19 protein-coding genes are annotated in these 26,938 nt (G+C 73.9%); 3 read left to right on the forward strand and 16 right to left on the reverse strand.

The window, feature by feature from the left end; genetic code table 11:
- Positions 1–36: 36 nt before the first annotated feature.
- The 9 genes from H9641_RS14875 to H9641_RS14915 all read right to left on the reverse strand — a co-directional run bounded on the left by H9641_RS14875 (position 37) and on the right by H9641_RS14915 (position 16,381).
- Positions 37–936 (reverse strand): sirohydrochlorin chelatase, encoded by a 900-nt coding sequence (locus H9641_RS14875; protein WP_191805127.1) that lies wholly within the window; start codon positions 934–936, stop codon positions 37–39.
- Complete coding sequence (locus tag H9641_RS14880) at positions 933–2,024, reverse strand: uroporphyrinogen-III synthase (protein ID WP_191805234.1); 1,092 nt, start codon at positions 2,022–2,024, stop codon at positions 933–935. Before H9641_RS14880 ends, H9641_RS14875 begins: the two co-directional genes overlap by 4 nt.
- Before the next feature lie 71 nt (positions 2,025–2,095).
- Entirely contained in the window at positions 2,096–3,388 is a 1,293-nt protein-coding gene (gene cobA, locus H9641_RS14885) for a uroporphyrinogen-III C-methyltransferase (protein WP_191805128.1), read from the reverse strand.
- The gene (nirD, locus tag H9641_RS14890; protein ID WP_225220544.1) at positions 3,385–3,900 is read right to left on the reverse strand and encodes a nitrite reductase small subunit NirD; all 516 of its coding nucleotides are present in this window, start codon (positions 3,898–3,900) and stop codon (positions 3,385–3,387) included. Before nirD ends, cobA begins: the two co-directional genes overlap by 4 nt.
- Positions 3,897–6,530, reverse strand: coding sequence for a nitrite reductase large subunit NirB (gene nirB / locus H9641_RS14895; RefSeq protein ID WP_191805236.1), 2,634 nt, complete (start codon positions 6,528–6,530; stop codon positions 3,897–3,899). The genes nirD and nirB overlap by 4 nt, the downstream gene beginning before the upstream one ends.
- 248 nt (positions 6,531–6,778) lie before the next feature.
- A complete protein-coding gene (locus H9641_RS14900) occupies positions 6,779–10,408 on the reverse strand; it encodes a prealbumin-like fold domain-containing protein (protein WP_191805129.1) in 3,630 nt (1,209 codons plus the stop codon).
- Positions 10,409–10,512: 104 nt separating this feature from the next.
- Positions 10,513–12,561 carry an FAD-dependent oxidoreductase gene (locus tag H9641_RS14905; RefSeq protein WP_191805130.1) on the reverse strand — a complete coding sequence of 683 codons (2,049 nt, stop codon included), beginning with the start codon at positions 12,559–12,561 and terminating at the stop codon, positions 10,513–10,515.
- On the reverse strand, positions 12,558–14,894 hold the full coding sequence (locus H9641_RS14910; RefSeq protein ID WP_191805131.1) for a molybdopterin oxidoreductase family protein: 2,337 nt from the start codon (positions 14,892–14,894) through the stop codon (positions 12,558–12,560). The genes H9641_RS14905 and H9641_RS14910 overlap by 4 nt, the downstream gene beginning before the upstream one ends.
- Positions 14,895–14,896: 2 nt before the next feature.
- On the reverse strand, positions 14,897–16,381 hold the full coding sequence (locus H9641_RS14915; RefSeq protein ID WP_191805132.1) for an MFS transporter: 1,485 nt from the start codon (positions 16,379–16,381) through the stop codon (positions 14,897–14,899).
- Between the two features lie 375 nt (positions 16,382–16,756).
- Here H9641_RS14915 and H9641_RS14920 point away from each other — a divergent pair, with 375 nt between their 5' ends.
- Positions 16,757–17,131, forward strand: coding sequence for a hypothetical protein (locus H9641_RS14920; protein ID WP_191805133.1), 375 nt, complete (start codon positions 16,757–16,759; stop codon positions 17,129–17,131).
- Positions 17,132–17,251: 120 nt separating this feature from the next.
- Here the strand turns inward: H9641_RS14920 and H9641_RS20785 are convergent, their stop codons facing one another.
- From H9641_RS20785 to H9641_RS14940, 4 genes are all read right to left on the reverse strand, one after another.
- A complete protein-coding gene (locus H9641_RS20785; protein WP_318244619.1) occupies positions 17,252–17,995 on the reverse strand; it encodes a DUF5979 domain-containing protein in 744 nt (247 codons plus the stop codon).
- A gap of 18 nt (positions 17,996–18,013) precedes the next feature.
- Positions 18,014–18,790, reverse strand: coding sequence for a DUF5979 domain-containing protein (locus H9641_RS14930; protein WP_191805136.1), 777 nt, complete (start codon positions 18,788–18,790; stop codon positions 18,014–18,016).
- Entirely contained in the window at positions 18,787–19,590 is an 804-nt protein-coding gene (locus H9641_RS14935) for a choice-of-anchor A family protein (protein WP_191805138.1), read from the reverse strand. Before H9641_RS14935 ends, H9641_RS14930 begins: the two co-directional genes overlap by 4 nt.
- A 98-nt stretch (positions 19,591–19,688) precedes the next feature.
- The gene (locus tag H9641_RS14940; RefSeq protein WP_191805140.1) at positions 19,689–20,246 is read right to left on the reverse strand and encodes a hypothetical protein; all 558 of its coding nucleotides are present in this window, start codon (positions 20,244–20,246) and stop codon (positions 19,689–19,691) included.
- Between the two features lie 204 nt (positions 20,247–20,450).
- On the opposite strand from H9641_RS14940, the gene glsA reads away from it, so the two are divergent.
- Together glsA and H9641_RS14950 are read left to right on the forward strand one after the other, a co-directional pair.
- Entirely contained in the window at positions 20,451–21,473 is a 1,023-nt protein-coding gene (gene glsA, locus H9641_RS14945; protein WP_191805142.1) for a glutaminase A, read from the forward strand.
- The gene (locus H9641_RS14950; RefSeq protein WP_225220545.1) at positions 21,470–23,107 is read left to right on the forward strand and encodes an MFS transporter; all 1,638 of its coding nucleotides are present in this window, start codon (positions 21,470–21,472) and stop codon (positions 23,105–23,107) included. The genes glsA and H9641_RS14950 overlap by 4 nt, the downstream gene beginning before the upstream one ends.
- A 13-nt stretch (positions 23,108–23,120) precedes the next feature.
- Here the strand turns inward: H9641_RS14950 and H9641_RS14955 are convergent, their stop codons facing one another.
- The 3 genes from H9641_RS14955 to pdhA all read right to left on the reverse strand — a co-directional run bounded on the left by H9641_RS14955 (position 23,121) and on the right by pdhA (position 26,811).
- The gene (locus tag H9641_RS14955) at positions 23,121–24,566 is read right to left on the reverse strand and encodes a dihydrolipoamide acetyltransferase family protein (RefSeq protein ID WP_191805144.1); all 1,446 of its coding nucleotides are present in this window, start codon (positions 24,564–24,566) and stop codon (positions 23,121–23,123) included.
- Between the two features lie 68 nt (positions 24,567–24,634).
- Complete coding sequence (locus H9641_RS14960) at positions 24,635–25,645, reverse strand: alpha-ketoacid dehydrogenase subunit beta (RefSeq protein ID WP_191805146.1); 1,011 nt, start codon at positions 25,643–25,645, stop codon at positions 24,635–24,637.
- A complete protein-coding gene (pdhA, locus tag H9641_RS14965) occupies positions 25,642–26,811 on the reverse strand; it encodes a pyruvate dehydrogenase (acetyl-transferring) E1 component subunit alpha (protein WP_318244623.1) in 1,170 nt (389 codons plus the stop codon). The genes H9641_RS14960 and pdhA overlap by 4 nt, the downstream gene beginning before the upstream one ends.
- Positions 26,812–26,938 lie beyond the last annotated feature (127 nt).

Below are 26,938 nucleotides of genomic sequence, written 5' to 3' on the forward strand. Positions count from 1 at the left end.
CCGCGTCGCACCTGAGCGGTTGCGCGCAGCCGTGGCCTAGCGACCAGGCAGCGCCGCGACGCCCTCGGCGTAGCGGTCGAGAACGATCGCCGTGAGCCGGGCGTCGGGGGCCAGCGGCGCGGTGACGACGTCCGCGCCGGCCTCGAGCAGGCGGTCGTGGAAGAAGCCGGGGGCCAGCAGGTAGGCGGCGATGACCAGGCGGGGGGCGGGCTCGCCCTCGCTGCCCGACGGCGCCGCACCGGCCGCGTCGGCACCTCCACCCGGGGCCGTGGCCGGCTCGCCCGGGACCACGGCGGCGGCGAGCGCCTCGCGCGCCGCCTCGACCGCGTCCCGCACCGACGGGGTGGCCATGGCGCCGAACCCGACCGTGACCGGTCCGTCGTGGTGCGCACGCAGGTGCTCGGCGACGGCCTCGACGTCGCGCGCCGCCCCCGACCTGCTCGATCCGGCGGCGGCGAGGACGACCGCGTCGTGCGGCCGGACCCCCGCCGCGACGAGGCGGTCCGCGAGGATCTCGGCGAGCCGGGGGTCGGGTCCCAGCGCGCGGGCAGCCGTCGCTGCGCCGTGCTCCGGCCCGCGCCCCTCGTGCTCGGGCGAGACGGCCTCGGTGATGTCGACGTTCACGTGGAAGCCCGTGGAGAGCAGCAGGGGGACGACCACGGCCTGGCCACCCGCCCCCTCGCCCGGGGCGCACGGTGCGACCGCGTGCGTGACGACGTCGGCCACCTCGGGCTGCTGGACGTCGACGAACGCCTCACGGACGTCCAGGTCGGGGCGCGTCGCCCGGACGTCGTCGAGCAGTGCGCGGATCGCCGCCTGGCCCGCGGTGTCGTTGGTCCCGTGCGAGCACCCGACGAGCACGGGCGCACCCGTGCCGCCCGACGACGAGGCTCCCTCCGTCGCGCCCGAAGGGAATCCCAGGATCTCCGTGCTCATGCCAGCTCCAGTCGATAGCCACGTTTGACGACGGTCTTGACGAGGGTGCGCTCGCCCACGGCCTCGCGCAGCCGGGCCACGGCGACCTCCGCGGCGTGGGGGTCGCGCGAGTCCCCCGGCAGGGCGGCGAGGACCTGGTCGCGGGTCACGATCTCCCCGGCCCGGGACGCGAGCAGGCGCAGGACCTCGAGCCCGCTGGGCGAGAGCGGGAGGACCCGGCCGTCGAGGACCGCGACGCGCGACCGGATCTGCAGGATGCCCGCGACGGTCACCAGGGCCAGGGTCTCGGCGTGCTCGTAGTGACCGACGAGCGTGCGGACCAGCGCGCCGAGGCGTCCGCGGTCCGGCTGGAGGGTCGGGATCCCGCGGTGCGCGAGGGGGCGGGCCGTGATGGGCCCGACGGCCGCGGCGATCATGGCGCCGCTCGCGAAGCGCGCGACGACCGCGTCGCCGACGCCCTCCGACTCCGCCACCGTGAGCCACGCCTCGGCGCCCGGGGCCGAGGTGAAGACGACCGCGTCGATCTCGCCGCCCGCGGCGGCGTGGACGGACGCCCGGAGCGCCGCCTCGTCGGGCGGCGGGCCCCAGCGGTAGACGATGAGGCTCGCGACGTCGGCTCCTGCCTGCGCGAAGACCGTGTCGAGGCCGTCTGCCCCCGCTCCGTGGTGCTGGACCGCGATGCGCAGCCCGTCGACCCCCTCGCCGAGCAGGACGTCGGCGATCTCGCCCGACGTCTCCGACTCCGCGACCCAGTCGGCCTGGAGCCCGGCGGCCTGGATGGCACCGCGGGCCTTGGGTCCGCGGGCGACCAGGCGGACCCCGCCCATGACGGCCAGGAGCTCGTCGGCCAGCCCGTGGGCGTCGGCCGCCTCGATCCAGCCGCGGAACCCGATGCCCGTGGTGACGACCACGACGTCCGGCGGGCGGGCGATCAGGTCGCGCGTGCCCGCCAGGAGGGCCTCGTCGTCCTCGTTGGGCACCATGCTCAGGGCGGGCGCGTGACGTACCTCGGCCCCCCGACGGATCAGCGCGGCGGCGAGCTCGCCCGAGCGGCGGTCGGCCGTGACGAGGACCGTGCAGCCGGCCATGACCTGACCGAGCGCGGGACGCTGCGGTGCGGTGGCGGGGACGGGAGCCTCCTGCCCCGGGGCGGGAGCCGTCACGGGGCCCGCTCCGGGACGAGGGCCGGAGCCAGCAGGCCCTCGGCCGCGACGTCGCCCACCACCACGACCGCCGGGGCGCGGACGCCGACCTGGGCGGCGCGCTCGACGAGCGTCCCGAGCGTGGCGCGCGTGACCCGCTGGTGCTCCGTGGAACCCGACTCGACGACGGCGACGGGCGTGCCGACGTCGGCCCCGGCGGCGACCGCCTGGTCCGTGATCTCGCTCAGCATCGACACTCCCATCAGGATCACCAGGGTAGCCGTGCGATCACGGACCGCGGCGAGGGCGCCCACGTCCAGCCCGTCGTGGCCGTTGACCACGTGGAACGCGCCGACGGTCCCGCGGTGGGTGAGCGGGATGCCCGCGAGCGCCGGGACGGACAGGGCGCTGCTCACTCCGGGGACCACCTCGACCGCGACCCCCGCGGCCCGGCAGGCCAGGACCTCCTCGCCTCCGCGGCCGTAGACGAACGGGTCGCCGCCCTTGAGGCGCACGACGGTCCGGCCGCGCTGCGCCTGCTCGACGAGGATCGCGTTGATCTCGTGCTGCGGGACCGGGTGGTGGCCCGGGGTCTTGCCGACGTCGATGATCTCGACGCTCGCGGGCAGCTCGCCGAGGACCCCGACGGGCCCCAGCCGGTCGGTCACGACCACGTCGGCCGTCGCGAGCGCGCGCCGGCCTCGGAGCGTGAGCAGGTCGGTCGCGCCGGGGCCGCCCCCGACGAGAGTCACCGACCCGGCGGCAGGTCCCCGTCGCGTCGCGGTCCGGTGGGCTCCCGACGGCTCGTCCGGACGGGGGCGGCGCAGGTCGACCCGGCCCTCGCGGAGCTGCTCGGCGAGGCGGTCACGCACCGCTCCGGCGTGGTCCTCGTCGTCCGCGAGCACCGCGACCTGGACCCGTCCGCTGCGCGTCGTCGCCGGTGCGACGGCCGAGGCGGCGCCGGCCCGACGGGCGCCACGCCCCGGGCTCCCGGGACCGGCCCCCGCGAGGCACCACACGCGCGCCGACTCGGCCCACGCCGTGACGTGCCGGTCCTCGACGTCGTCGCCCGTGGCGGCCACGACGAACCAGGCCCCGTCCAGGTCTGCGGCCTCGGCCGAGCCCACGCGCCAGGTCGCGTCGGGCGCACCGGTCAGGACGTCGGTCATGTCCTCGCACAGCGCGGGGGCGACGACGCGGAGACGCGCTCCGTCGTCGACCAGCGCGCGGGCGCGACGCGCCGCGGCCGGTCCGCCACCCGCGACCACGACCAGGCGTCCGCGCAGGTCTAGCCCCACGAGCGTGCTCACGGCGTCGGCCCGTCGGCCCGGGTCCGGCCCGCGGCCCCCCGAGCGCCGCCCACCTGGGCGGCCTCGTCGGCCGTCGCGACGACGTGTGCAGGACGAGCCACGTGCACGACGCCGCCCCGCACCTCGACGGGCCACGTCGCCAGGTCCGGGCCCGCCGCGAGCACCGGGAGGAACCCCACGGGGTCGAGGCACACCCCGGTCTCGAGCGCGAAGACCTGCTTGTACATCGGTGACGCGACGGTCGGGACTCCTGCACGCGTGCCCACGATCCCGCGCGACATGACGTTGGCCCCGCTGAACGGGTCGACCTGCTGGACCGCGAGCACGCGCCCGTCGGTCAGCCGGAAGAGCGCGACCTGCTGCCCGTCGACGAGCGCCGCGGCGCCTCGCTCGACCGCGAGGTCCGAGGCCCGGCACACGGCCTCCCAGACCGTGCCGGTGTCCGGGACGGTCCCCTCTCCCTGCTCGGGAAGACCTGCTGCGGCCTCGATCCCCATCGTGTTCGTGCTCATCTGCGTACCTCCAGAGTCGTCCCGGCGATCAGAACCCCACCCGTCGCAGCGCCCTCGCGCTCGGCGGTCGTGGCCGGTCGCGGCTGACCGCGCTCGGCGACGTACGCGAGGTCGGGGTCGGCCGTCGCGGGCGCGTTGACGAAGGAACCGAACCGCCGGAGCTTCTCGGGGTCCTCCAGGACGGCGCGCCACTCGTCCTCGTACGCGTCGACGTGACCCGCCATCGCGGCGTCGAGGTCCGCGGCGATCCCCAGGGAGTCCTCGAGGATCACGGCGCGGATCCCGTCGAGGCCACCCTCGACCTCGTCGACCCACACCGACGTGCGCTGCAGGCGGTCCGCGGTGCGGATGTAGTACATGAGGAAACGGTCGATCGTGCGGATCATCGTCGCGTCGTCGAGGTCCTCCGCGAGGAGCCTCGCGTGCTTGGGCGTGAAGCCGCCGTTGCCACCCACGTAGACGTTCCACCCCTTGTCGGTCGCGATCACGCCGACGTCCTTGCCGCGGGCCTCGGCGCACTCGCGCGCGCACCCCGAGACCCCGAGCTTGATCTTGTGCGGCGAGCGCAGCCCGCGGTACCGCAGCTCGAGCTCGACCGCCATGCCCACCGAGTCCTGCACGCCGAACCGGCACCACGTCGACCCGACGCACGACTTCACGGTCCGCAGCGACTTGCCGTACGCCTGGCCCGACTCGAAGCCGTGCTCGACGAGCCGGCGCCAGATCAGCGGGAGCTGCTCGATCCGCGCACCGAACATGTCGATCCGCTGGCCGCCCGTGATCTTGGTGTAGAGCCCGAAGTCCTTCGCGACCTGCCCGATCACGAGCAGCCCCTCGGGCGTGATCTCCCCGCCCGGGATGCGCGGGACCACCGAGTAGGTGCCGTCCTTCTGCATGTTCGCCATGACGTGGTCGTTGGTGTCCTGGAGCGCGGCCTGCTCTCCCGACAGGATGTGACCGTTGCCCAGCGACGCCAGGATCGACGCGATGACCGGCTTGCAGATGTCGCAACCACGGCCCGGGCCCGCGCCCGGGAGCCCGGCCGGTGCGGCGTCGTCGGGCACGTGCGTGGCCGCTGCCGGGACGCGTCCGAACCGCGCGATGATCTCGCTGAACGTGTGGAGGTCCGCCACGCGGACCGCGTCGAAGAGCTGCGCCCGCGAGAGGTCGAAGTGCTCGCACAGCGCGTTCGAGACCTCGATGCCGGCCTTCTCGAGCTCGGTCGTCGTGATCTTCTTGACCAGCGGGAGGCACGAGCCGCAGCTCGTGCCCGCCTTGGTGCACGACTTGACCGAGGCGACGTCGGTGCACGCGTGGTCGGTCACGGCCGAGCGGATCGTGCCCGCGGTGACGTTGTTGCACGAGCAGACGGTGGCCTCGTCGGGCAGCTCGAGCCCTGCCGCACCGCCGCCCGACGACCCCTCGGGCAGGAGGAACGCGCCCGGGTCGCCCGGCAGCTCGCGCCCGACCATGGGACGCAGCGACGCGTACGGCGTCGCGTCGCCCACGAACACGCCGCCCAGGAGGGTTCGCGCGTCGTCGGACAGGACGAGCTTCTTGTAGACGCCCGCGACCGGGTCCGCGTAGACGAGCTCCATGGCTCCCTCGGTGCGCGCGAACGCGTCGCCGAAGCTCGCGACGTCCACGCCGCGCAGCTTGAGCTTGGTCGCCGTGTCCGCACCCGGGAACGTCGCCCCGCCGCCGAGCAGGCGGTCCGCGACGACCTCGGCCATCGCGTAGCCCGGTGCCACGAGGCCCAGGCAGCGCCCCTCGATGCACGCGACCTCGCCGATCGCCCACACGTGCGGGTCGTCGGTGCGGCACGACAGGTCGACGACCGCCCCACCGCGCTCGCCGACCGGCAGCCCCGCCCCACGGGCCAGCTCGTCCCGCGGTCGGACCCCCGTCGCCATGACGACCACGTCGACGTCGAGCCGCCCGCCGTCCACGAAGTCGAGGCGGCCCACGTGACCCGTCGTCCGCGCGGGACGCATCTCCTTGGTCCCGGTGCTCACGCGCACCGCGATGCCCATGTCGTTGATGAGGCGCCCGAGCGCCTGACCGCCGCCCAGGTCGATCTGCGCGTCCATGAGGTGCGTGCCGAACTGGATGACGGTCGCCTGGGCGCCGAGCGCCTTGAGCGCACCCGCGGCCTCGAGGCCCAGGAGCCCGCCGCCGATGACCGCGCCACGCACCGGGCGGTCGTACGACGACCCGGCCCGCTCCTCGCGCTTGGCCTCGACCCAACCGCGCAGGGCCGCGACGTCGTCGATCGTGCGGTAGACGAACACCCCCGGCAGCTCGTTGCCGGGGATGGGCGGCCGGGCAGCGCTCGAGCCCGTCGCGAGCACGAGCTCGTCGTAGTCGTGGACCCGGCCCAACCGGTCGGTGACCTGGCGCGCCTCGCGGTCGATCGAGACGACGCTGCAGTCACGGACCAGGCGCACGAGCGGGTCGTCCCACAGCGCAGGGTCGCCGAGGTTGAGCTCCTCGGGGTCGCGCGCCGAGAAGTAGGACGTGAGCGCCACGCGGTCGTAGGGGTAGCGCGGTTCCTCGGCGAAGACGGTGACCCGCCACCCGCCGGCGGTGTCACGGGCACGCAGCGCCTCGACGAGGCGCTGGGCGACCATGCCGCCGCCGACGATCACGAGATGGCGGGGAGAGCTCGATGGTGTGGTCACGGGGGCTCCTGGGGGGTGCGGTCCGGGTGTCCGGGAAGCAGCTGCTGCTCCGGACACTAGAGACGCGCGGTTTCCGCGCCGCACCCTCTCCTTTGCCCCTCCGTAACGTTCTTCTCACGCGCACCGCCGCGGGCGCGTGAGAACCCGCCAGGGCTGCGGGTCCCCGGGGCCCGCAGCAGTGACCGTGGACCTCCGGCTCAGCCCTCCCCGCGTCGACGGCGCGCCACGACGACCAGGGCTGCCCCGGCCAGCGCGAGGGCCGCCGCGAGCGCCGCGGCGCCCGCTGCCTCGGCCCCCGTGCTCGCGAGCGGGCCGTCGGGGTCGGCCGAGCCGCCCCCTCCCCCGTCCGTCGGCGCGGGCGTGGGGCTCGGCGGGTCGGTCGGGGTGGGCGTGGGCCCGACGGCGGGGACGAACGTGTTGACCACGGTGCACGTGACGTCCCCGCCCGCCGAGACCTCGACCGTCCCGTCCGTGACGGTGCCGCCCGTGCACGTCCAGCCGCTCGCGTCGTAGTCCTCGGGCCCGCCCGACTCGGTCAGCGCGTAACCACCGGGCTCGACCGTCACGTGCGAGACCTCGACGCCGCCGCTCACCCCGGCCAGCGCCTCGGGGCCGTCCGCGTGGAGCGTGAAGTCGTCCGGGGTGGCGGTGCCCCCGCCCGTGTTGTCGACCTCCTTCACGAGGGTCAGGTGCGGTAGCACCGCGGTGTTGGTCACGGTGCAGGTGACGTCGGCGCTCTCTGCGACGCTCACGACCCCGTCGACGAGCGGCGCCTCGCCGCAGTCCCACCCGGTCTGCTCGTAGCCGCTGGGCCCGCCGGACTCCGCGAGCACGTAGTCGCCCGCGAGGACCGTCGCGCCCGTGACGGCGGGGGTGCTGCCGGCACCCGTGATCGAGACGCCGTCGGTCGGGCTGCCGGCCACCCCTTCGGCCGCGAGGGTCCATGCGCCGGGGGGCGCCGAGCCGCCGTCGACCTCCTTGACGAGCGTGAGGGTGCCCGAGGTCCAGTGGTTGGTCAGGAGGCACCTCACGTCCTCGCCCTGGGCGACCGCGACGTGTCCGTCGACGACCGGGATCTCGTCTCCCCCGACCTCGGTGCACGTCCACGTCCCCGTGCGGTAGCCCGCGGGTCCGGTGCCCTCGGCCAGCTCGAACTCACCCGACGGGACGAGCTGCGAGGTCACCCCGACAGAGCCCGTCGGGCCCGAGATGACAGCCCCGGCCGCGCCCGTCCCCGTGCGACCGGTCGCCCGCAGCTCCCACGAGTCGGCGGCAGCCGGACCTCCGGTGACCTCCTTGAGCAGGGTCAGGCGACCGCCCTCCCACACGTTCTGCACCGTGCACGTGACGTCCTGGGCGAGCGCGAGGGTGACCTGCCCGGCGTCCGTCACGGGGACCGTCGCACCGGCCGCGTCGGTGCAGATCCAGGGCCGCGCCGAGTAGCCGAGCGGGCTGCCGACCTCGAACAGCCGCCACGTCCCGGCCGTCACCGGGGCGTCGGTCACCTCGGGGCTCCCGGAGAAGCCCGTGACCAGGCCGGGCGACCCCGCACCGAACAGCCGCCAGTCGTCGACGTCCGACGGCCCGCCGACGACGTCCTTGACCAGGGTGAGCCGTGGCGCGATCGCCGAGTTCGTGATGACGCACGCGACGTCGGTGTTCTCCTCGATCGTGACGACGCCCCCGGGGGTCACGTCCGCTCCCTGGCACACCCACGCGCCCGCACGGTACCCGTCGGGGCCGCCCGACTCCGAGAGCGTGTAGTCGCCCGGCGGGACGGCGACGAACGAGACGCCGGGCGAGCCGCTCGGACCCGAGAGGTCCGTGCCCGCTCCGTCGGTCGCCGCGAGCGTCCACGCGGTGACGGGAGCGAAGCCGCCGCCCTGGTGGTTCACGAGCTTGATGAGCGTGAGGTGCTGCGTCGCGAGCGGGCTGTTCGTGAACGTGCAGGTCACGTCGTCCCCCGCTCCCACGGTGACCGTGGGTTCCTCGACGCTGGTCCCGGCCGAGCCCGTGCACGTCAGGTCCGTGAGCTCGTAGCCGAGCGGGAACGCGTCGGACTCGGTGAGGTCGTAGTCGCCGGGCGGCACGGGCACCGCCGTGACGCCGGTCGATCCTGTCCGGCCGGTCAGGGTCGGCAGGCCCGCGTCCGTGCCCGTCGCGGTGAGGTCCCAGGCCGAGGCCGGGGCGCCGCCACCCTCGACCTCCTTGACGAGCGTCAGCGTCCCCCCGTCCCAGGTGTTGGTGATCGTGCAGGTCACGTCGTCGCGCAAGCCGACGGAGACGACCCCGTCGGCGGCCGTGGCGCCGTCGCAGACCCAGTCGCCCGCGGCGTAGCCGAGCGGTCCGCCCGACTCCGAGAGCGTGTAGTCGCCCGGCGTCACGGCCTGGTGCGTCACCGCGGGGCTGCCGCTGGCCCCCGCGAGGGGTGTGGCGCCGTCGGCCGCGAGCGTCCACGCTGCCGGGTCCGCTGCAGGGCCGCCGTCCGGACCCACGACCTCCTTGACGAGCGTCAGCGACGAGCCCGCGAGGGTGTTGGTCGCGGTGCACTCCACGGCAGCGTGCGTCCCGACCGTCACGCGGTAGGTCGCCCCCGGCCCGCCCGACGACGGGTCCACGACCAGCTCGCCGCCCGTGCAGGTCCAGCCGACCAGGTCGTAGGCGTCGGGCCCGAGCTCGGTCAGCGTGTAGGAGCCCGCCGGGACCCCGGCCCCCGTGACCGCGGGCTGCCCCATGGTCCCGGAGTGCGCGAACCCCGCGTCGTCGGTCGCGACGAGCTGCCAGGCCTGCGGTGGTGCGCCGCCCTCGGCCACCTCCTTGAGCAGCGTGAGCGACCCGCCCGTCCACGTGTTGGTGACCGTGCAGGTCACGATGTCGTCGGCGTCGAGCGTCACCTCGGCACCCGACAACGACCCGCCGTCGCACGTCCACGCACCGGGGGCGTAGCCCGGGCGGCTCGACTCGCTCAGCGCGTAGGTCCCCGCCGAGACGCCCGCCCCCGTGACCGCGACCGACCCCGAGGGGCCCGAGATCGTCGTGGGTCCCGTCCCCGTGAGCGTGAAGTCGCCCGGGACGGCCGGGCCGCCCCCCTCGTTGACGACCTCCTTGCGCAGCGTGAGCTGTGGGGCCGCCGAGGTGTTGCGGATCGTGCACGTGATGTTCTCGTCGAGCCCCACGGTCAGCCGGTTGCCCACCAGGACCGCGTCACCGCAGTCCCAGTCGCTCGGCGTGTACCCCGTGGGGCCGCCCTGCTCCGAGAGCGTGTAGTCGCCGATGCGGACCTTGCGGTTCGTGACCTCGGCGGACCCGCTCGCTCCGACGAGGTTGGTGGGACCCTGCGCCTGCAGCGTCCAGTCGGTCGGCGACGCCGACCCTCCCACGACCTCCTTGACGAGCGTCAGCGTGGGCTCGATCGCCTCGTTGTCGACCGTGCACGTCACCTGGCCGCCGTCGGGCACCGTGATGACGGGGGTCGGGTCGGTCGTCTCGGAGACGTCGGCGCCGCTGCACGTCCAGTCCTGGAAGCGGTAGCCACCCACCCCGCCGCTCTCGGAGATCTGGTAGCGCCCGGGCACGACCTCGAGCGACTGGACCCCGTTGAGCCCGTCGCCCGTGATCTCCTGGCCCGTGTCGAGGTTGAGCGCATGCATGGTCCACAGCTCGCGGCGCCCTTCGCTCGCTCCGCTGTCGAGGTTCTCGATGCGCTTGAAGAGCGACAGCCGTGCGGTCGCCTGCGGTTCGACGACCGCGGACGACGACGTCGCACCGGCCCCCGCGACCGCCGCCAGCAGGACCACCAGGCTTGCCGCCGCGATACCTCGTCGCACGCTCTACCTCCGGATCGATCGGGCCGGGGAGCCGTGCGGACGCAGAGGCTCCGGACTCCTCCGAGGCTAGGAGAGGGGTCCGGAGCCTCTGCGTCCGCACCCGCTCAGCCGTGGACCGGCACGGACTCGGGAGCCGGTTCGTCCGCGCGGGACGACGCGGACGCCGTCCCGGGCTGCTCCGGGTCGGCCTTGCGCAGCCAGTCCGCGAGCCCGCACACGACGTCCTTGCAGCCGCCGCACCCCGTGGTGGCCCGTGTCGCGCGCGCGATGTCGGCCGTGCTGCGAGCGCCTTCGCGCCAGCTCGCGACGATGTCCCCCTTGCTCACGCCGTTGCAGCTGCACACCGTGGTCCGGTCGGGCATGTGCGTGGGGTCCGACGCCGGCGCGGCGGCCTGCGCGACGGGTTGCAGCAGGAGGTGGGCCGGGTCGGCGGGCACGGGGATCCGGCGCGTGTAGGTCGCCGTGAGGTCGGCGCCGATCTGCGGCGCGCCGACCACGGTCGCGCCCACCAGGAGGCCGCCCGCCACGACGACCTCGACGTGGCGTCCCGCGTCGGGGTCGGTGAGCCGGAGCGTGCGGTGGCTCGGGTCGTGGGCGCGCCGCGCGCCGCAGACCCCCATCGCCACGACGTCGAGGCCCGCGGCCTTGAGACGCACGACGTCGGTCGGCGCGGCGGGGGGCGACGGCTGGTCCGTCGGTGCTGGCACCCGTGGCCGCCGCTCCCGAGATGCGGCCGACGGGACTCCTGGAACGCCTCGGACCCCCGCGGGCCGCATCTCGCGAGGATCGCGACCCGACGTGCCCCACGCGGCCCGCTCGACGTCGAGCGCGATCCGCAGGGCCATGCTCGGGCGCTCGGCCGCCGTGAAGCGGACGTGCGCCCGGCCCTCGGGCGGGGGCGGGACCGCAGCGCCCGTCGTACCTGCCGCGTCGGGGCCCGCGTGGCCGAGGGGGCTCGCTGCGTCCGCCAGCCTCTCCGCGAGCAGGGACGCGAGCCGCCGCGACTGCTCCCACCCCTGCGCGATGAGCCCCGTCCCGCCCTCGGGCGGCTGCGCGCAGTCACCGATCGCGTACACGTCGGGGTCGTCGGGGCTCGCCAGCCCGTGCCCGACGACGACCCCTCGGTCCACGGTCAGGCCCGCGGTCCGGGCGAGGGTCGCCTCGGGCACGGTCCCGCAGGCCAGCACCAGCAGGTCGGCCGGGACCTCGTCGGTCGGGCCGCTCGGGTTCGCGGCAGGGCGTCCCCCCGCGGCCGGGTCCCGCGGCGCCGGGCCCGTCCCCGTGGACCCGTGGTCCGGTCCCCCGTCTCCTCCGGGACCTGCCGCGCGGGGCGGGCGCCCGCCGTCGGGCACGAGGACGACCCCCGTGACGGCCGCGCCCCGGCCGACGATCCCGCTCACCACGACCTCCCGCGTGCGGGCCCCGGTCCGCACCGTGATGCCGAGCCCGGCGAGCGTGCGCGAGGCGGCGAGGCCCGCGTCGGGGCCGAGCTGGCGGTCCATGGGGCTCGCCCCACCGTGGACCACGGTCACCGCGAGCCCGCGGCGGGCCAGGCCGCACGCGACCTCGAGGCCCAGGACACCCGCACCGATCACGACGGCGCGGCGCGCGTTGGCGGTCGCGGCGACGATCTCGCGGGCGTCGTCGAGCGTGCGCAGCGCGTGGACCCCGGCAGGCAGGGCTCCTCCGGGACCTGACCCGAGCCCCGGCACGTCAGGGACCCGGGCGGCCGAGCCGGTCGCGAGCACCACGGCGTCGTACGGGAACGCACCGTCGCTCGTGAGGACCGTGCGCGAGCCGCGGTCGATCGCGATCGCGGGGGCGCCTCGGTGGACCTCGGCGCGCGCGTCGCCCGTCGAGGGCAGGGTCAGCGCGCCGATGTCGGCACGCCCTGCGACGACCTCGCTCAGCAGGACGCGGTTGTACGGCTCGTACCCCTCGTCGCCGAGCACCGTGACGCGCAAGGGCCGGGAGCGGTGCTCCGTGTCCGGGCCGGCCGTCGCCAGGAGGTCGGCCGCGAACCGGGACCCGACCATCCCGTCGCCCACCACGACGACGCGGAACGGCCTGGCTGCGCCGTCCACGGGCGGGCCGTCGGAACGGGTGCCCGCGGGCTGCGCCGGTACCGGCGGTCGAGCAGCGGCGTCGGTCATGCGACCACCTCCGGGGAGCGTGCGGGCGCGACGGCGACCGCGCAGACCTTGAACTCGGGCATCCCGGAGACCGGGTCGGTCGCGTCGGTCGTGATCCGGTTGACGCTCCCGGCCCCGCTCCAGTGGAACGGCATGAAGACCGTGTCGGGGCGGATCTTGTCGCTCCACCGCGCAGGCGCCCGGACCTCGCCCCGGGCCGACGTGAGCCGCACCGGGTCACCGTCCTGGATGCCGAGGCGGAAGCCGAGGATCGGGTGCATCTCGACGTACGGTCCGGGCACGGTCCGGTCGAGCTCGGCCACGCGTCGCGTCTGCGCACCCGACTGGTAGTGCTGCAGGACGCGGCCCGTCACGAGGTAGACGGGCGCGTCGGGGCGGACGTCGTCGCTCGGCCCCACGTGGTCGACCGCGACCATGCGCGCGCGCCCGTCGGGGGTGTGGAAGCGGTCGAGGAACAGTCGCGGGGTGCCGGGGTGCGCCTCTCCCCCGGCCGCGGCGGACGACACCGCAGGCACGGGCCAGAACAACCCCGGCCCGCCCGCGGCCTCGTCGGCGTCGAGGCGCGCGTGGCTGAGCCCCGAGTAGTCCGCGACACCGCCCGCCGAGGCCCGCGCGAGCTCGTCGAACACCTCGGCGGGGTCGAGCGGGAAGGACACGGTCGACCCCAGGCGTCGCGCGAGCTCCGCGAAGAACCACAGCTCGGACCGCACGCCGTCCGGCGGGCTCACGGCACGGCGCCGGCGGATCACGCGCCCCTCGAGCGAGGTCATGGTCCCCTCCTCCTCGGCCCACTGCGTCACGGGCAGCACGACGTCGGCACGCAGCGCGGTCTCGGAAGGCACCAGGTCGCACACCACGAGCAGGTCCAGGGCATCGAGACGCTCGGCGACGTACGTCGCGTTCGGCGCGCTGACCAGCACGTTCGAGCCGTGCACGAGCAGCGCGCGCGGCCCGCCCGGCGTCCCGAGCGAGCGCAGCAGCTCGACCGCAGGCCTGCCCGGCCCGGGGAGGGACGCGGGGTCCACGCCCCACACCGCGGCGACGTGGGCGCGCGCGGCAGGGTCGTCGATCTTGCGGTAGCCGGGAAGCTGGTCGGCCTTCTGGCCGTGCTCCCGGCCGCCCTGCCCGTTGCCCTGCCCCGTGATCGCGCCGTACCCGGAACCCGGTCGGCCGGGCAGGCCGAGCGCGAGCGCCAGGTCGATCGCTGCGGTCACGGTCGCGGTCCCCTGGGTCGACTGCTCGACGCCGCGACCCGTCAGGACGTACGCCCCGCGCCCGCCGCGGGAGGGCGAGGCCGCCGCGAGCAGCCGCGCGACGCGGCGGAGCTCGTCGGCCGAGATCCCGCACACGGTCTCGGCGCGCTCGGGCCACCAGGCCGCGACCGCGCGGCGCACGTCGTCGACCCCGGACACGCGCGCGGCGAGGTACTCCTCGTCGGCGAGACCCTCGGCCCACACGACGTGCAGGAGCGCGAGCAGCACCACGAGGTCGGTCCCGGGGACGGGCTGGAGGTGGAGTCCCTGAGGCGGCCCGTCCGCCGTACCGCCGGTCGCCCCCGCCCCCGTGAGCGCGGCCGTGGCCGACCTCCGTGGGTCCACGACCACGAGCCCGCCGCGAGATCGCACCCCCGCGAGGTGCTGCACCGAGGGCGGCATGGTCTCGGCCAGGTTCGAGCCGAGCAGCAGCACCGCGTCGGCCCCCGCGAGGTCGGCGAGCGGGAACGGGAGCCCGCGGTCGGCGCCGAACGCGCGGTTGGCGCCGGCCGCGGCGCTGGCCATGCAGAAGCGCCCGTTGTAGTCGATGTTCGCGGTCCGCAGGACCGTCCGTGCGAGCTTGCCCAGCGCGTACGCCTTCTCGTTCGTGAGCCCCCCGCCCCCGAAGACCGCTACCGCGTCGCGCCCCGACTCCGCCTGGATCGCGGTGATGCCGCGGACGACCCGCTCGAGCGCCTCGTCCCACGTCGCGGGCCGCAGCTCGCCACGCGTCACGGCCCCCGCCGCGTCGACCGCCCGGTCCCGCACGAGCGGCACCGTGAGCCGGTCGCTCGCGCTGAGCAGGCTCGCGCTGGTCCAGCCCTTCTGGCACAGCCCGCCCTTGTTGGTGGGGAACTCGCGCGGTGCGACGACCACGCGGGGCGAGGCTCCGGCGTCGGGCACCTCCGGGGGCGCAGGCGTGAGCGACATGCCGCACTGCAGCGCGCAGTAGGGGCAGTGCGTGTCGGCACCGCTGCCCGACGGCGCCGCGCGCCCGGGGCGGACGACGCCGGCCCGGGCGCCGGGCGGGCCGAGGACCGCCGGGCCGGCGCCGGGGACCGCGACAGGACGGACGACCATGCTCAGATCCCGGCCGCGGCCATGGGCGCACCCCGACGCTGGTACACGGCCCACGTCACCACGGCCATGACGGCGTAGACGCCGATGAAGATCCACAGGGCCGGGACGAGCGACCCGGCGAGGTCGTTGGAGATCGCGAAGCCGCGCGGGATGAGGAAGCCGCCGAACGCCCCGATGGCCCCCGCGATGCCGATGCAGCCCGCGGCCGCCTTGCGGACCCGGGTGCGGTGGGCCGCGCGCTCGTCGTCGGGCAGGACCTCGGCGGCGAGCTCGCCCGAGGCCGAGAAGACCGCCGGGATCATCCGGTAGGTCGCGCCGTTGCCGACGCCCGTCGCGACGAACAGCAGCAGGAACGACCCGAAGAACAACCCGAAGCTGTGCGACTCGAGCGCCTGGATCGCACCGAACGCCCCGACGGCCATGACGCCGAACGCCGCGATCGTCACGCGGGCCCCGCCCACCCTGTCGGCGATCGTCCCGCCGAGCGGCCTGGACACCGAGCCCACGAGCGCGCCGAGGAACGCGATCGAGAGCGTGACCTCGGGGAACTGGTTCTTGAGCAGCGTCGGGAACGCACCCGAGTACCCGATGAACGAGCCGAACGTCCCGATGTAGAGGAACGAGATGATCCACGTGTGCCGGTTGCGGGTCGCAGCGGCGAACGAGCGGAAGTCGGCCTTGGCGTGCGACAGGTTGTCCATGTACCGCCACGCGAGGAACGCCGCCAGCAGGATGAACGGGATCATCATGAGCCCCGCGCGTTCGAGCGCGATGCCCGCGCCCGCGACGATCACGAGCGGCACCGCGAGCTGGACCGCGGCCGTCCCGAGGTTCCCGCCCGCGGCGTTGAGGCCCAGCGCCCGGCCCTTCTCCTTCTCGGGGTAGAAGAACGAGATGTTGGCCATGGAGGACGCGAAGTTCCCGCCGCCGACCCCCGCGAGCGCCGCGACGAGCAGCATCACGCCGAACGGCGTCTCGGGGTTCTGCACGACGACGGCGAGCGCGACCGTGGGCACCAGGAGCAGGAGCGCCGACACGACGGTCCAGTTGCGGCCGCCGAACAGCGGGACCGCGAAGGTGTACGGGATGCGCAGGGTGGCGCCCACGAGGCTGGGGACGGCGATGAGCCAGAACTGCTGGTCCACGGTGAAGGTGAAGCCGGCCGCGCCGAGCTGCGGGACGACGATCGACCACAGGGCCCAGACCGCGAACCCGAGGAACTCGGCGAAGACCGAGATCCCCAGGTTGCGCGTCGCGACCTTGCGGCCGCCGTCGCGCCAGAACGTGGGGTCCTCGGGGTCCCAGTCGTCGATCCAGCGCCCGCGACGGCGCGGGGCGCTCCGGGTCGCGGGGTCCGCGGCGGTGCCGGGCCGTCCGACCGTGCCCGACGGCGCAGCGACCGACGCGAGCGCGGGCGCGGGGTGGTCGGTGGCGGGGTGGTCGGTCGTGGTCGTGGCCTGCGAGGGGGGACCTGCGGGGACGGACATGGCGCCTCCTGGAGCGGGGACCTGGCGCGTCGAGCGGCGCTCGACCAGTACCCGTGACGGTAGGAAACGCGTGTTTCCCGGGGGCGAGCCGACCGTTTCCCTGCCGTAAGGCTTTGCGCACAGCCCCTGCCCGGTGGTTGTGAGAGGAAGCCCCACCCTCGTGGTCGACCTGTCGCGGGGTCAGTGACGCATGCCGCCGAGACACGAGCAGGAGTCCGGCGTTTCATCCTGTCCGGTCCACATGTTCGCGGTCTAGACTCACGCCAGCCCACGCGTCGTCCACCTCCGGAGCGGGCGCTCTCCGAGGACCCGGACGACGACGGCCCGCCGTCGGACCGACGTCCGACGGTTGAGATCGAGCAGAAGGATCCGCGCATGCCGCGTCAGAAAATCGCAGCACTCGCAGCAGCCAACCCCCTCCGCGCCCTCTCGGCACTCGTCCGGCTCGCTCGGGCCGAGGGCCCCGGCGACGTCGAGAACCGCGCGACGCTGTGCCGCGTGTGCGCGTGGGACCTGGAGGAACCCGGCTGGACCCTCGACGGACCCACGCACGCGATCTGCGACTGCTGCGGGGCCGAGAGCGGGGTCGAGGACACCACGCCCGAGCGGATCATCGCGTACCGCCGCCGCTGGACCCGGGGCGGGCACGTGTGGTTCGACCCCTCCCGCATGCCCGAGGGCTGGTACTACGACGACGAGCTCCCGTACGACACGCAGGACCGCTGGCACGCGACGACCCGCCACGGGTAGCACCTCGCGCCGTCGGCGCCCCGGGAGGGGCATCCGGCAGCGGGCCACCCCAGGACGGGCAGGTACCGTCCTTCCGCCCGGTGGAGCCCGGTACGGAAGGACGGTGCCTCGACGCCGGACCTACTCGCGACCCGCGAGGTGCCGGCGACGGGCCGCGACGATCGTGAGGCCGATCGCGACGAACAGGACCGAGACGCCCGCGAGCAGCGCGACGTCGGCGCCCGTCGAGGCGAGGTCGTCGCCGGGCGTGGTCGGGACCGTCGGGGTGGGCGTCGGGGTCGGGACCACGTCAGCCGTGTTCGTGACGACCACCTCGGCAGAGGCTCCCCCCGCCACCACGAGCCGGTTGGTCGCCCGGCCGTCGACCGTGATCGTGGGCGTGCCCCACGTGATGCCCGCGATCCCCGGCAACGAGATCTCCTCGAACGTGACGACCGTGCCCACGGGCATGTCCTGGGGTCCGGTGACGAGCGTCCCGTCGGCGGGCACCTGGACGTCCTGGCTGACCGTCGTCCCGTTCACCTCGTAGGTGTAGCGCACAGTGAACACCGTGCCGTCCGGCACCTGCGCGTCGCCCTCGCCCGTCAGGGCCTTGGCGATCGAGAAGCCGCCGATCGTGCTGACGAACGTGTTCGTCACGGTCACCCCGACGATCCCGCTCTCCCCGGTACCGATCACGACCTGGTTCGGGTCGACCGTGGACCCCGACCACTCGTACGTGGTGCCGGCGAAGTCACCGGGCTCGGTCGTGAGCGCCGCCTCGGTGAAGGTGCACGTGCTCCCGACCGGGAACCAGGCCTCGCTGCCGTCCACCGTGGGGCGAGCCGTCGCCCCGGCGGCGACGCTCACGGTGCCCGCCGACACCGCGGGATCGACTGCGACTCAGTCGACGTAGGCGCCGGCCGAGCACTGCCAGTCGACGTCGAAGCTCCGGTCCCCCACGTACCCGCCCGCGGGACCGGACACGACCTTGGCCACGACGACCGTGCCGAGCAACGCGTTGACGACGCCGATCGTGATCTCCTGCCCGTCCTCGGTGATCGTGAAGACGTTGGTGGCCTCACCGTCGATCGTGAAGACCGGCTCGGCCCATCGCCGGTCCCCGACGTCCACCAGGACCAGCTCACCGTCGACCTCCTGGTACACCCCGCTGAGGTCCTCGAGGATCACGCACGTCTCGCCCAGGGGGATGTTGCCGAAGACGGTGACCTCGTCGGCCTTGACGGCCCAGCGCGTCACGAAGATCGCACCTCCGGGGAGGCTGCAGCGGGCAGAGCCCGTGAAGACGAGGTCCGTGAGCCCGGACCCGGGGGTCACGCTCTTGGTCACGCTGACCGACCCGACCTCGGTCGGGATCGGCGGGACCTCGTCCTCGCACGGGAACGCGTAGTTCCACGGGTAGTTGTGGTGCTCGGTGCCCGCTCCGCCCATCGTGTGGTCACCACCGACGAGGATGCGGCCGTTGGTGCTGGTCGTCGCCGTGAGGTCGATCTCCGGGCCCAGGATCGACCCCATGAACTGACCGTTCTGACCGATCGACACCTGCGTGTCGCCCGTGAAGTTCCACAGCAGGCTCGACGCGAAGGCCCCGAACCCGGGGAAGCCGAACGCGTCGACCCGCACGCCGTCCGCGGTGAAGTCCTGGGGCGAGAAGGTCACGGGCCCCCGGTCACGTTGACCACGATCGAGTCGCCGTCGGGGATGCCGTTGAACTGGATAGCGTTCGAGCCGTCGAGCGTCGCGGCGTCGACCTCGAACACCTGGAGCCCCGGGTGGGCCGGGTCGTCGGCCCCCGCGGTGAAGATCACCGTGTCACCCGTGCGGGCCGCCGTGCCGTTCGCAGCGAACGCGGCCATCTCGGCCGAGACGTCGATCATCTCCTGGGGGAAGACGTCCGGGTCGTACGGGGACAGCGCGGGGCCCTGCCCCATGTTCTCGATGGCTCCCGCACCGTTCGTCAGGAGCCGGGAGTCACCGTCGATCGTGCCGCCGACGTGCACGGCGCCCCCTCCTGCGGTCCCCGCGCCGACGTCCACGGCCGAGGTCGGACCGATGGTCAGGTCACCGCCCACGGCCAGCATGGTCGAGCCGGGCGTGGGCACCGAGCCGGACCCTGCGCCCACGACGCCGACGTTGAAGATCCCGTCCCGCTCGAAGCTCGCGTTCCCGTGGACGACCAGCAGGCCCTCCGACTCGGCTGCGTCCTCGTTCGCGGTGAAGTCACCGCCGACGTAGACCGCGACGGCGTTGTCCGTGAACAGCGGCGGCCCGACGGTCCCGTCGCTGTCACCGTCCGGGCACGTCGGCAGCTGCTCGGCCGCGGCAGGGGCGACGAACGGACCCAGGGCCGCGGCCCCGAAGGTCATCACCGCACCGAGCACGAGCACCGACGTCGAGGCGACCAGTCGCCTGCGCGGAGGCGCCGCCGCTCGTCCGGACAGAGGGGTCTCGCTGGTCATGTCACGCCCTTTCCTCGGTGGGTGCTGACAGTCTCAGGCCGAGGAACGGGGTGGGCAACCGGTGGTAGGTATTCACCGGGCCGCCGTGCGCGTCCAGGTCACGGCCCCGTCACCCGACGATGCACCGCGTCCAGGTCGGCGCGTCGCACGAGCACCCCGTGGGCGTCCCGCTCCCAGCACCGACCGGCCGCGTCGGAGAACGTCATGAGGACCACCTCGGCCTCCGCGGTCGCGATGCCGGTCGCGGGGATCTCGATCTCGGTGGCCTTGTCGGCGGGCACGAGCACCTCGAGGTAGCGGCCGACGTACGCGGGCGACCCGGCGCCGGCCAGGGTGCGCAACGTGACGTCGTAGACGGGCGCGTCGGACGTGTTGATGACCCGTAGGACGCGCAGCCCGTCGGTCTGGTCGCCGTCCAGCTCGTCGTCGTCGGCGAGGACCAGGACCTCGGGGGCTTCCCGGACCCATGCGGTCACGCGCTCGGCCTGGTGGCGCTCCTCCTGGTCGAGGTGCTCGCGACGGTACGACTCACCTCGCCTGACCTCGCGCTGCGTGGACCACACCGCCCACACCACGGCAGCGAGCGTCCCGATCGCGATGAGCGAGTTCAGGACGAACGTCAGGACCAGCTCGTTCTCGACGATCCAGGCTTCCACGCACCGATCTTGGCGCGTCGGCGTCCGGAGCGCACGGCCGTCGGCTCGGCGGCCGGTCGATGTCGCGCCTCGGTCGGGCACCACCCCGGACAGGCAGGGCGCGGGCTCTCGGCGCGTGTCGTCTCCTCACGCCCCGCTCGGGACGTCGAGGGTGTAGAAAGACAGAGGCCCGGGCAGTTCTCAGCACTCGAGAGGGGCGAGGCGATGGACCTGGCGACGGACGTCGACGGTGTCGAGCAGGAGGTGGCGACGGGGGCGCTGCCGGGGTGGGACCAGGTCGAACGGCTCGTGCACGCGGCTCACGAGCGGTGTCGTGCCCATGACGGCGGTCAGGTGGCGGACTACATCCCCGTGCTCGCCGAGGTGGATCCGGGGCTCTTCGGCGTCGTCGTTGCCGATTCGGGTGGAGAGGTGCACGCCGTCGGGGACGCCGACGTCGAGTTCTCGGTCCAGTCGATCTCCAAGGCGTTCGTGTACGCGCTGGTGTGCGAGGCGTACGGGCACCAGGAGGTGCTCGAGCGCGTCGGGGTGAACAACACGGGCCTGGCGTTCAACTCGGTCATGGCGGTCGAGCTCAACGACGGGCACCCCCGGAACCCGATGGTCAACGCGGGGGCGCTCGCCACGACGGCCCTGATGCCCGGTGCGACGCCGGCGGAGCAGTGGGAGAACGTCCGCACGGGCCTGTCACGGTTCGCCGGTCGCCAGCTCGAGCTCGACGGGGTCGTGTACCGCTCGGAGGCCGAGACGAACATGCGCAACAAGGCGATCGCCCGGCTGCTGGAGAGCTACGGCCGGATCCGGACCGACCCCCTCGAGGTGGTCGACGTGTACACGCGGCAGTGCGCGCTGCGGGTCAGCGCCCGCGATCTCGCGGTCATGGGCGCGACGCTCGCGGACGGGGGCGTCAACCCGGTCACGGGCGAACGCGTGGTCTCGGCGCAGGTGTGCCGCGACACCCTCGCCGTCCTGGCCTCGACCGGGATGTACGAGAGCTCGGGAGAGTGGCTCTTCGAGATCGGGCTCCCCGCGAAGTCGGGAGTCTCGGGCGGGATCGTCGCCGTCGCGCCCGGCAAGGGCGCGATCGGCACCTTCTCCCCGCTCCTGGACCCCGCCGGGAACAGCGTCCGCGGGCAGCGAGCCACGGCCTACCTGTCCCGGGCCCTGGGCCTGAACCTCTTCGCGTCTTCCGTGCACGTGCCCGAACGAACGGAGCCCTCCGCATGAGCCGAACCGATGCAGCCGCAGGAACGACCGTCGAGGAACGCCGGTCGTGGGTCCCGATGGTGGGGCTGTTCCTCGCCCAGGTCCTCATGTCCTTCAACGTCGCGGCCCTGCCCGTCTCGTTGGGCGGGATGGTCGAGGAGTTCGGCGTCCCTCCGACGGTCGTCAGCTCGACCATCGTCGTCTACGGGCTCGCCGTCGCGGCGCTCGTCATGACGGGTGCCAAGCTCGGCCAGCGCATCGGGTGGGTCGTGGTCTTCCGCGTCGTGGTCGCGACCTTCGCCGCCTCGGCACTGATGATGATCTTCTCCCCGACGGTCGGCTGGGCCATCGCGGGCCAGGCCGTGGCCGGGGCCTCGGCCGCGATCATCGTGCCGGCGCTCGTCGCGCTCATCGCGGAGAACTACCACGGCGCCCAGCAGGCGACCGCGATCGGGTCGCTCGGCTCGGCCCGCGCGATCTCCGGGGTCAGCGCCTTCTTCATCGGCGGCGCGCTCGGCACGCTCGTGGGATGGCGGCCCGTGTTCGGGATCGTGCTCGCGCTCGCGGTGGCCGTCTTCGTGTTCAGCTTCCGCCTGCGCTCGGACCGCGGCGACCCCGGGATCAGGATCGACCTGGTCGCTGCCGTGCTCATCGGCGCCGCGATCGTCCTCCTGACGTTGGGCTTCAACAACCTCAACGCCTGGGGGCTGCTCTACGCGACGCCCGAGGCGCCCTTCTCGGTCCTGGGGGTCTCGCCCGCACCGCTGTTCGTCGTGGTGGGCGTCGTCCTGGGGCAGACCTTCTTCTGGTGGACACGACGGCGAGCCGCGGCCGGCAAGGTCCCGCTCGTCGACCTCAGCGTCCTGGGGGCCTCGAGCGAGCGCGCCGCGGTGTACGCGATGTTCATCGTCGTCGCGCTCGAGGCGGCCCTGAACTTCACCGTGCCGCTCTACATCCAGATCGTGCAGGGCCGCACCCCGTTCGACACCGCGCTCGCGATGATGCCCTTCAACCTCACCGTGTTCGTCACCGCCACCCTGGTCGTGCGGTTCTACGGACGGTTCAGCCCCCGGGTCATCGGCGTCTTCGGCTTCGTCCTCACGACGGTCGGGCTCGCCTGGCTCGCGCTCGTGGTCACGAACAACTGGGAGACCCTCCCGACGATCCTGGGGCTGTTCGTGTTCGGGGTGGGGCAGGGTGCGCTGGTCACGCTCGTGTTCAACGTCCTCGTGACCTCGGTCCCCAAGACCCTCGCGGGAGACGTCGGATCGATCCGCGGCACCACGCAGAACCTCGCCTCGGCCGTCGGCACGGCCGTCGTCGGTGCCATGCTCGTGACGATCCTCGGGATCTCGGTGGGGCGCACCGTCGTCGAGCACCCCGAGCTGCCCCCCTCGCTCGTCGCCCAGGTCGACCTCGACTCGGTCAACTTCGTGAGCAACGACGACCTGCGCGAGGTCCTCGCGGCCACGGATGCGAGCACAGCGCAGGTGGACGCCGCCGTCGCCCTCAACGAGCAGTCACGCCTGGACACCCTGCGCATCGGGCTGCTCGTCCTCGCCGCGATCAGCGCCACGGCGATCCTGCCCGCCAGCCGGCTCCCGGGCTACCGACCCGGCGAGATCCCCGACCCCTCCCCCGAGGACACCGAATGACCGGCCTCCGCCGTCAGCCCCAGACGAGCGCCTGGGCCGGGTCCTCGAGGATCTTCGCGACGTCGCTCAGGACGTAGGCGCCCAGCGCACCGTCGACCAGGCGGTGGTCGAAGCTCAGCGCGAGCTGCGTGACCCAGCGCTTCTTGATCTTGCCCTTGTGGACCCACGGCTGCTCGCGGATCGCGCCGAACGCGAGGATCGCGGCCTCGCCCGGGTTGAGGATCGGGGTGCCGGTGTCGATCCCGAACACGCCCACGTTGGTGATCGTGATGGTCCCGTCGGACATGTCGGCGGGCGTGGTGCGCCCGGCGCGAGCCGTGGCCGTGAGGTCGGACAGGCCCTGCGCGAGCCCCTTGAGGTCGAGGCGGTGCGCGTCCTTGATGTTGGGCACGACGAGCCCGCGCGGCGTGGCGGCCGCGATCCCCAGGTTCACGTAGTGCTTGTAGACGATCTCCTGCGCGGCCTCGTCCCAGCTCGCGTTGATGTCCGGGTGGCGGCGCACCGCGAGCAGCAGGGCCCGAGCCGTGATGAGCAGGGGCGTGACGCGCACGTCCTTGAACTCGCGGTCCTCGCGGAGCTTCGCGACGAGCTTCATGGTCTTGGTGACGTCGACCGTGTGGAACTCGGTCACGTGCGGGGCCGTGAAGGCGCTCTGGACCATGGCCTCGGCCGTGCGCTTGCGCACCGACTTCACGGGCACGCGCGTCTGGCGTCCGTCGGGGGTCACCGACGACCCCGTACCGGCGTCGTTGAGCCACGGCGAGTCGTCGCCCGCGTAGGTCGCGAGCGTGCGGGGCTCGGAGCGTGCGCTGTAGGCGAGCACGTCCTCGCGCGTGATGATCCCGCCGGGACCGGTCGCGGGGACCGACGCGAGCTCGACGCCCAGGTCACGGGCGAGCTTGCGCACGGGGGGCTTGGCGAGGACGGTGCGTCCGGCGGTCGCGGCCGAGACCAGGGCACGGATGGGGCCCGACGGCGCAGGTCGCACGGGCGCCGCGGCCGCCGGTACCGCGACGGGCGCGGCAGGTGCGACGACGGGAGGGGCGGGCTCCGCCGTCGGGCCGGAGGGGGCCGCAGCAACTGCAGACCCGCGGCGCGGGCGACGCGCGCTCGCCTGCTCGGCGACGCCGTAGCCGACCAGGACCGCGCCGCTGCCCGACGCCTCCCCCGCCGCCGGCTCGGCGGCCGGGCCACCGGCCGACGTGGCGCCCGACGGGTCGGTGTCGACCACGATGATCGGGACACCGACCTCGACCGTGTCCCCCTCGGCGACGAGCAGCTCGGCGACGACGCCCGTGTAGGGCGACGGGAGCTCGACGAGCGACTTGGCCGTCTCGATCTCCACGATCGTCTGGTTCACCGTGACCTCGTCACCCACGGCGACGTGCCACTGCACGATCTCCGCCTCGGTGAGTCCTTCGCCGGCGTCAGGGAGCTTGAACTGCTCGAAGGTGGGCACTGCCTGCTCCTCGGGTGATCGTGGTGCTGTGGTCTGGGGGTGGTGCGACGGGCCGGGCGGGACCGGGCCTAGAACGCCATGGCGCGGTCGACCGCGTCGAGGACCCGGTCGAGGCTCGGCAGGTACTCGTGCTCGAGCTTGGCGACGGGGTACGGCGTGTGGAAACCGCCCACGCGCAGCACGGGCGACTGGAGCGAGTAGAAGCACTCCTCGGTCACGCGCGCGGCGATCTCGGCTCCTGAGCCGAGGTACGTCGCGGCCTCGTGCACCACGACGCAGCGCCCGGTCTTGCGGACCGACGCGACGACGGTCGCGGTGTCGAGCGGCGAGATGTTGCGCAGGTCGACGACCTCGATGCTCGTGCCCTCGGCGGCGGCCGCCGCGGCGACCTTGAGCGCGGTCGGGACGGTCGGGCCGTACGCGACGAGCGTCAGGTCCGTGCCCTCGCGCACCACGACTGCCGAGTTGAGCGTCGAGTCGCCCACGGGGCCGTCGAGCACGACGTCGCCCTTGTCCCAGTAGCGGCCCTTGGGCTCGAAGAACAGCACGGGGTCCGGCGAGGCGATGGCCTCGCGGATCATCGAGTAGGCGTCCTGCGGGGTCGACGGCGACACGACGCGCAGCCCGGGGGTGTGCGCGAACAGCGCCTCGGGGCTCTCGCTGTGGTGCTCGACCGCGCCGATCCCGCCGCCGAACGGCACCCGGATGACCACGGGGAGCTGGAGGCGCCCGCGCGAGCGGTAGTGCATCTTGGCGAGCTGGGTCGTGATCTGGTCGTAGGCCGGGAAGATGAACCCGTCGAACTGGATCTCGCACACGGGCCGGTAGCCGCGCAGCGCGAGCCCGATCGCCGTGCCGACGATGCCCGACTCGGCGAGCGGGGTGTCGACCACACGGTCCTCGCCGAAGCTCGCCTGGAGGCCGTCGGTCACGCGGAAGACTCCGCCGAGGGGGCCGATGTCCTCGCCCATGAGCAGGACCTTGGGGTCGCTCGCGAGCGACGCGCGCAGGCCCTCGTTGATGGCCTTGCCCAGCGTGAGGCGGGACGTGGTGGTTGCCGTGGTGGTCGGCGCGCTCATCGTGCTCCTCCGTGCTGGTCGTGCGTGCGGGACGCGCCGTCGTCCGTGAAGGACGCCTCGTACTCCTCGAACCACTGGCGCTCGGCCGTGACGACCGAGTGCTCGGTCGCGTAGACGTGGTCGAACATGGACTCGGTCGAGGGGCGGCCCAGGCCGCGGACGAACGTCCGCAGGCGCTCGCCGAGCGCGTCGCCCTCGGCCGCGAGGTCCGCGGCCCACTGCTCGTCCCACGCGCCCTCGGCCTCGAGGAGGAGGCGCAGGCGGTCGATGGGGTCCCGACGACGCCACAGCGCCTCCTGCTCGGAGGTCCGGTAGCGCGTGGGGTCGTCCGAGGTGGTGTGGGCGCCCATGCGGTACGTGTAGGCCTCGATGAACGTGGGGCCGCCACCGGAGTGGGCCCGCTCGATCGCCTCGGCCGTCGCGGCGTAGCACGCGAGGACGTCGTTGCCGTCGACGCGGACGCTCGGGACCCCGAACCCGTGCGCGCGCTGGTAGATGGGCACGCGAGACTGCTTGGTCGTGGGCTCGGAGATGGCCCACTGGTTGTTCTGGCAGAACAGCACGAGCGGCGCGTTGTTGACCGCGGCGAAGACCAGCGCCTCGCTCACGTCGCCCTGGGACGTCGCGCCGTCACCGAAGTAGGTGACGACCGCGGTGTCCTTGGTCGGGTCGCCCGTGCCGACCAGGCCGTCACGCTGCACGCCCATGGCGTAGCCCGTCGCGTGGAGCGTGTGCGAGCCGATCACGAGCGTGTACAGGTGGAAGTTGTGCTCGTCCGGGTCCCAGCCGCCGTGGTCGACGCCGCGGAACTGGCGCAGGATGTCGGCGAGGTCGAGACCGCGCGTGTGGGCGACCCCGTGCTCCCGGTAGGACGGGAAGACGTAGTCCTGCGGCGACAGCGCGCGGCCCGAGCCGATCTGCGCGGCCTCCTGGCCGAGCGACTGCGGGAAGAGCCCGAGCTCGCCCTGGCGCTGGAGCGACGTGGACTCGTCGTCGAACCTCCGGGTCAGGACCATGTCGCGGTACAGGCCGCGCAGGGCGTCGGCGTCCAGGTGGGCGACGCGCTCACGGTAGGCCGCGTTCTCGGGGGTCTCGACCCGCTCGCCGGCCGGGGTCAGGAGCTGCAGGAGCTCCGCGTCGACCGGGAGACCTGCCCCGGTGTCGATCTGCGGGTCAGCGGAGGACCCGACCTCGGGATCTGCTGCAACGGCGGTGTTCTGCTGGTTCACACGCTCTCCTTGGGTGCGGCCGGAGGCGGGGGCCCGGGTCGCTCGGGGGGTCGGTCCTCGGTCG

The sequence above is a fragment of the Oerskovia merdavium genome (genome assembly GCF_014836755.1).
Taxonomy (GTDB): domain Bacteria; phylum Actinomycetota; class Actinomycetes; order Actinomycetales; family Cellulomonadaceae; genus Oerskovia; species Oerskovia merdavium.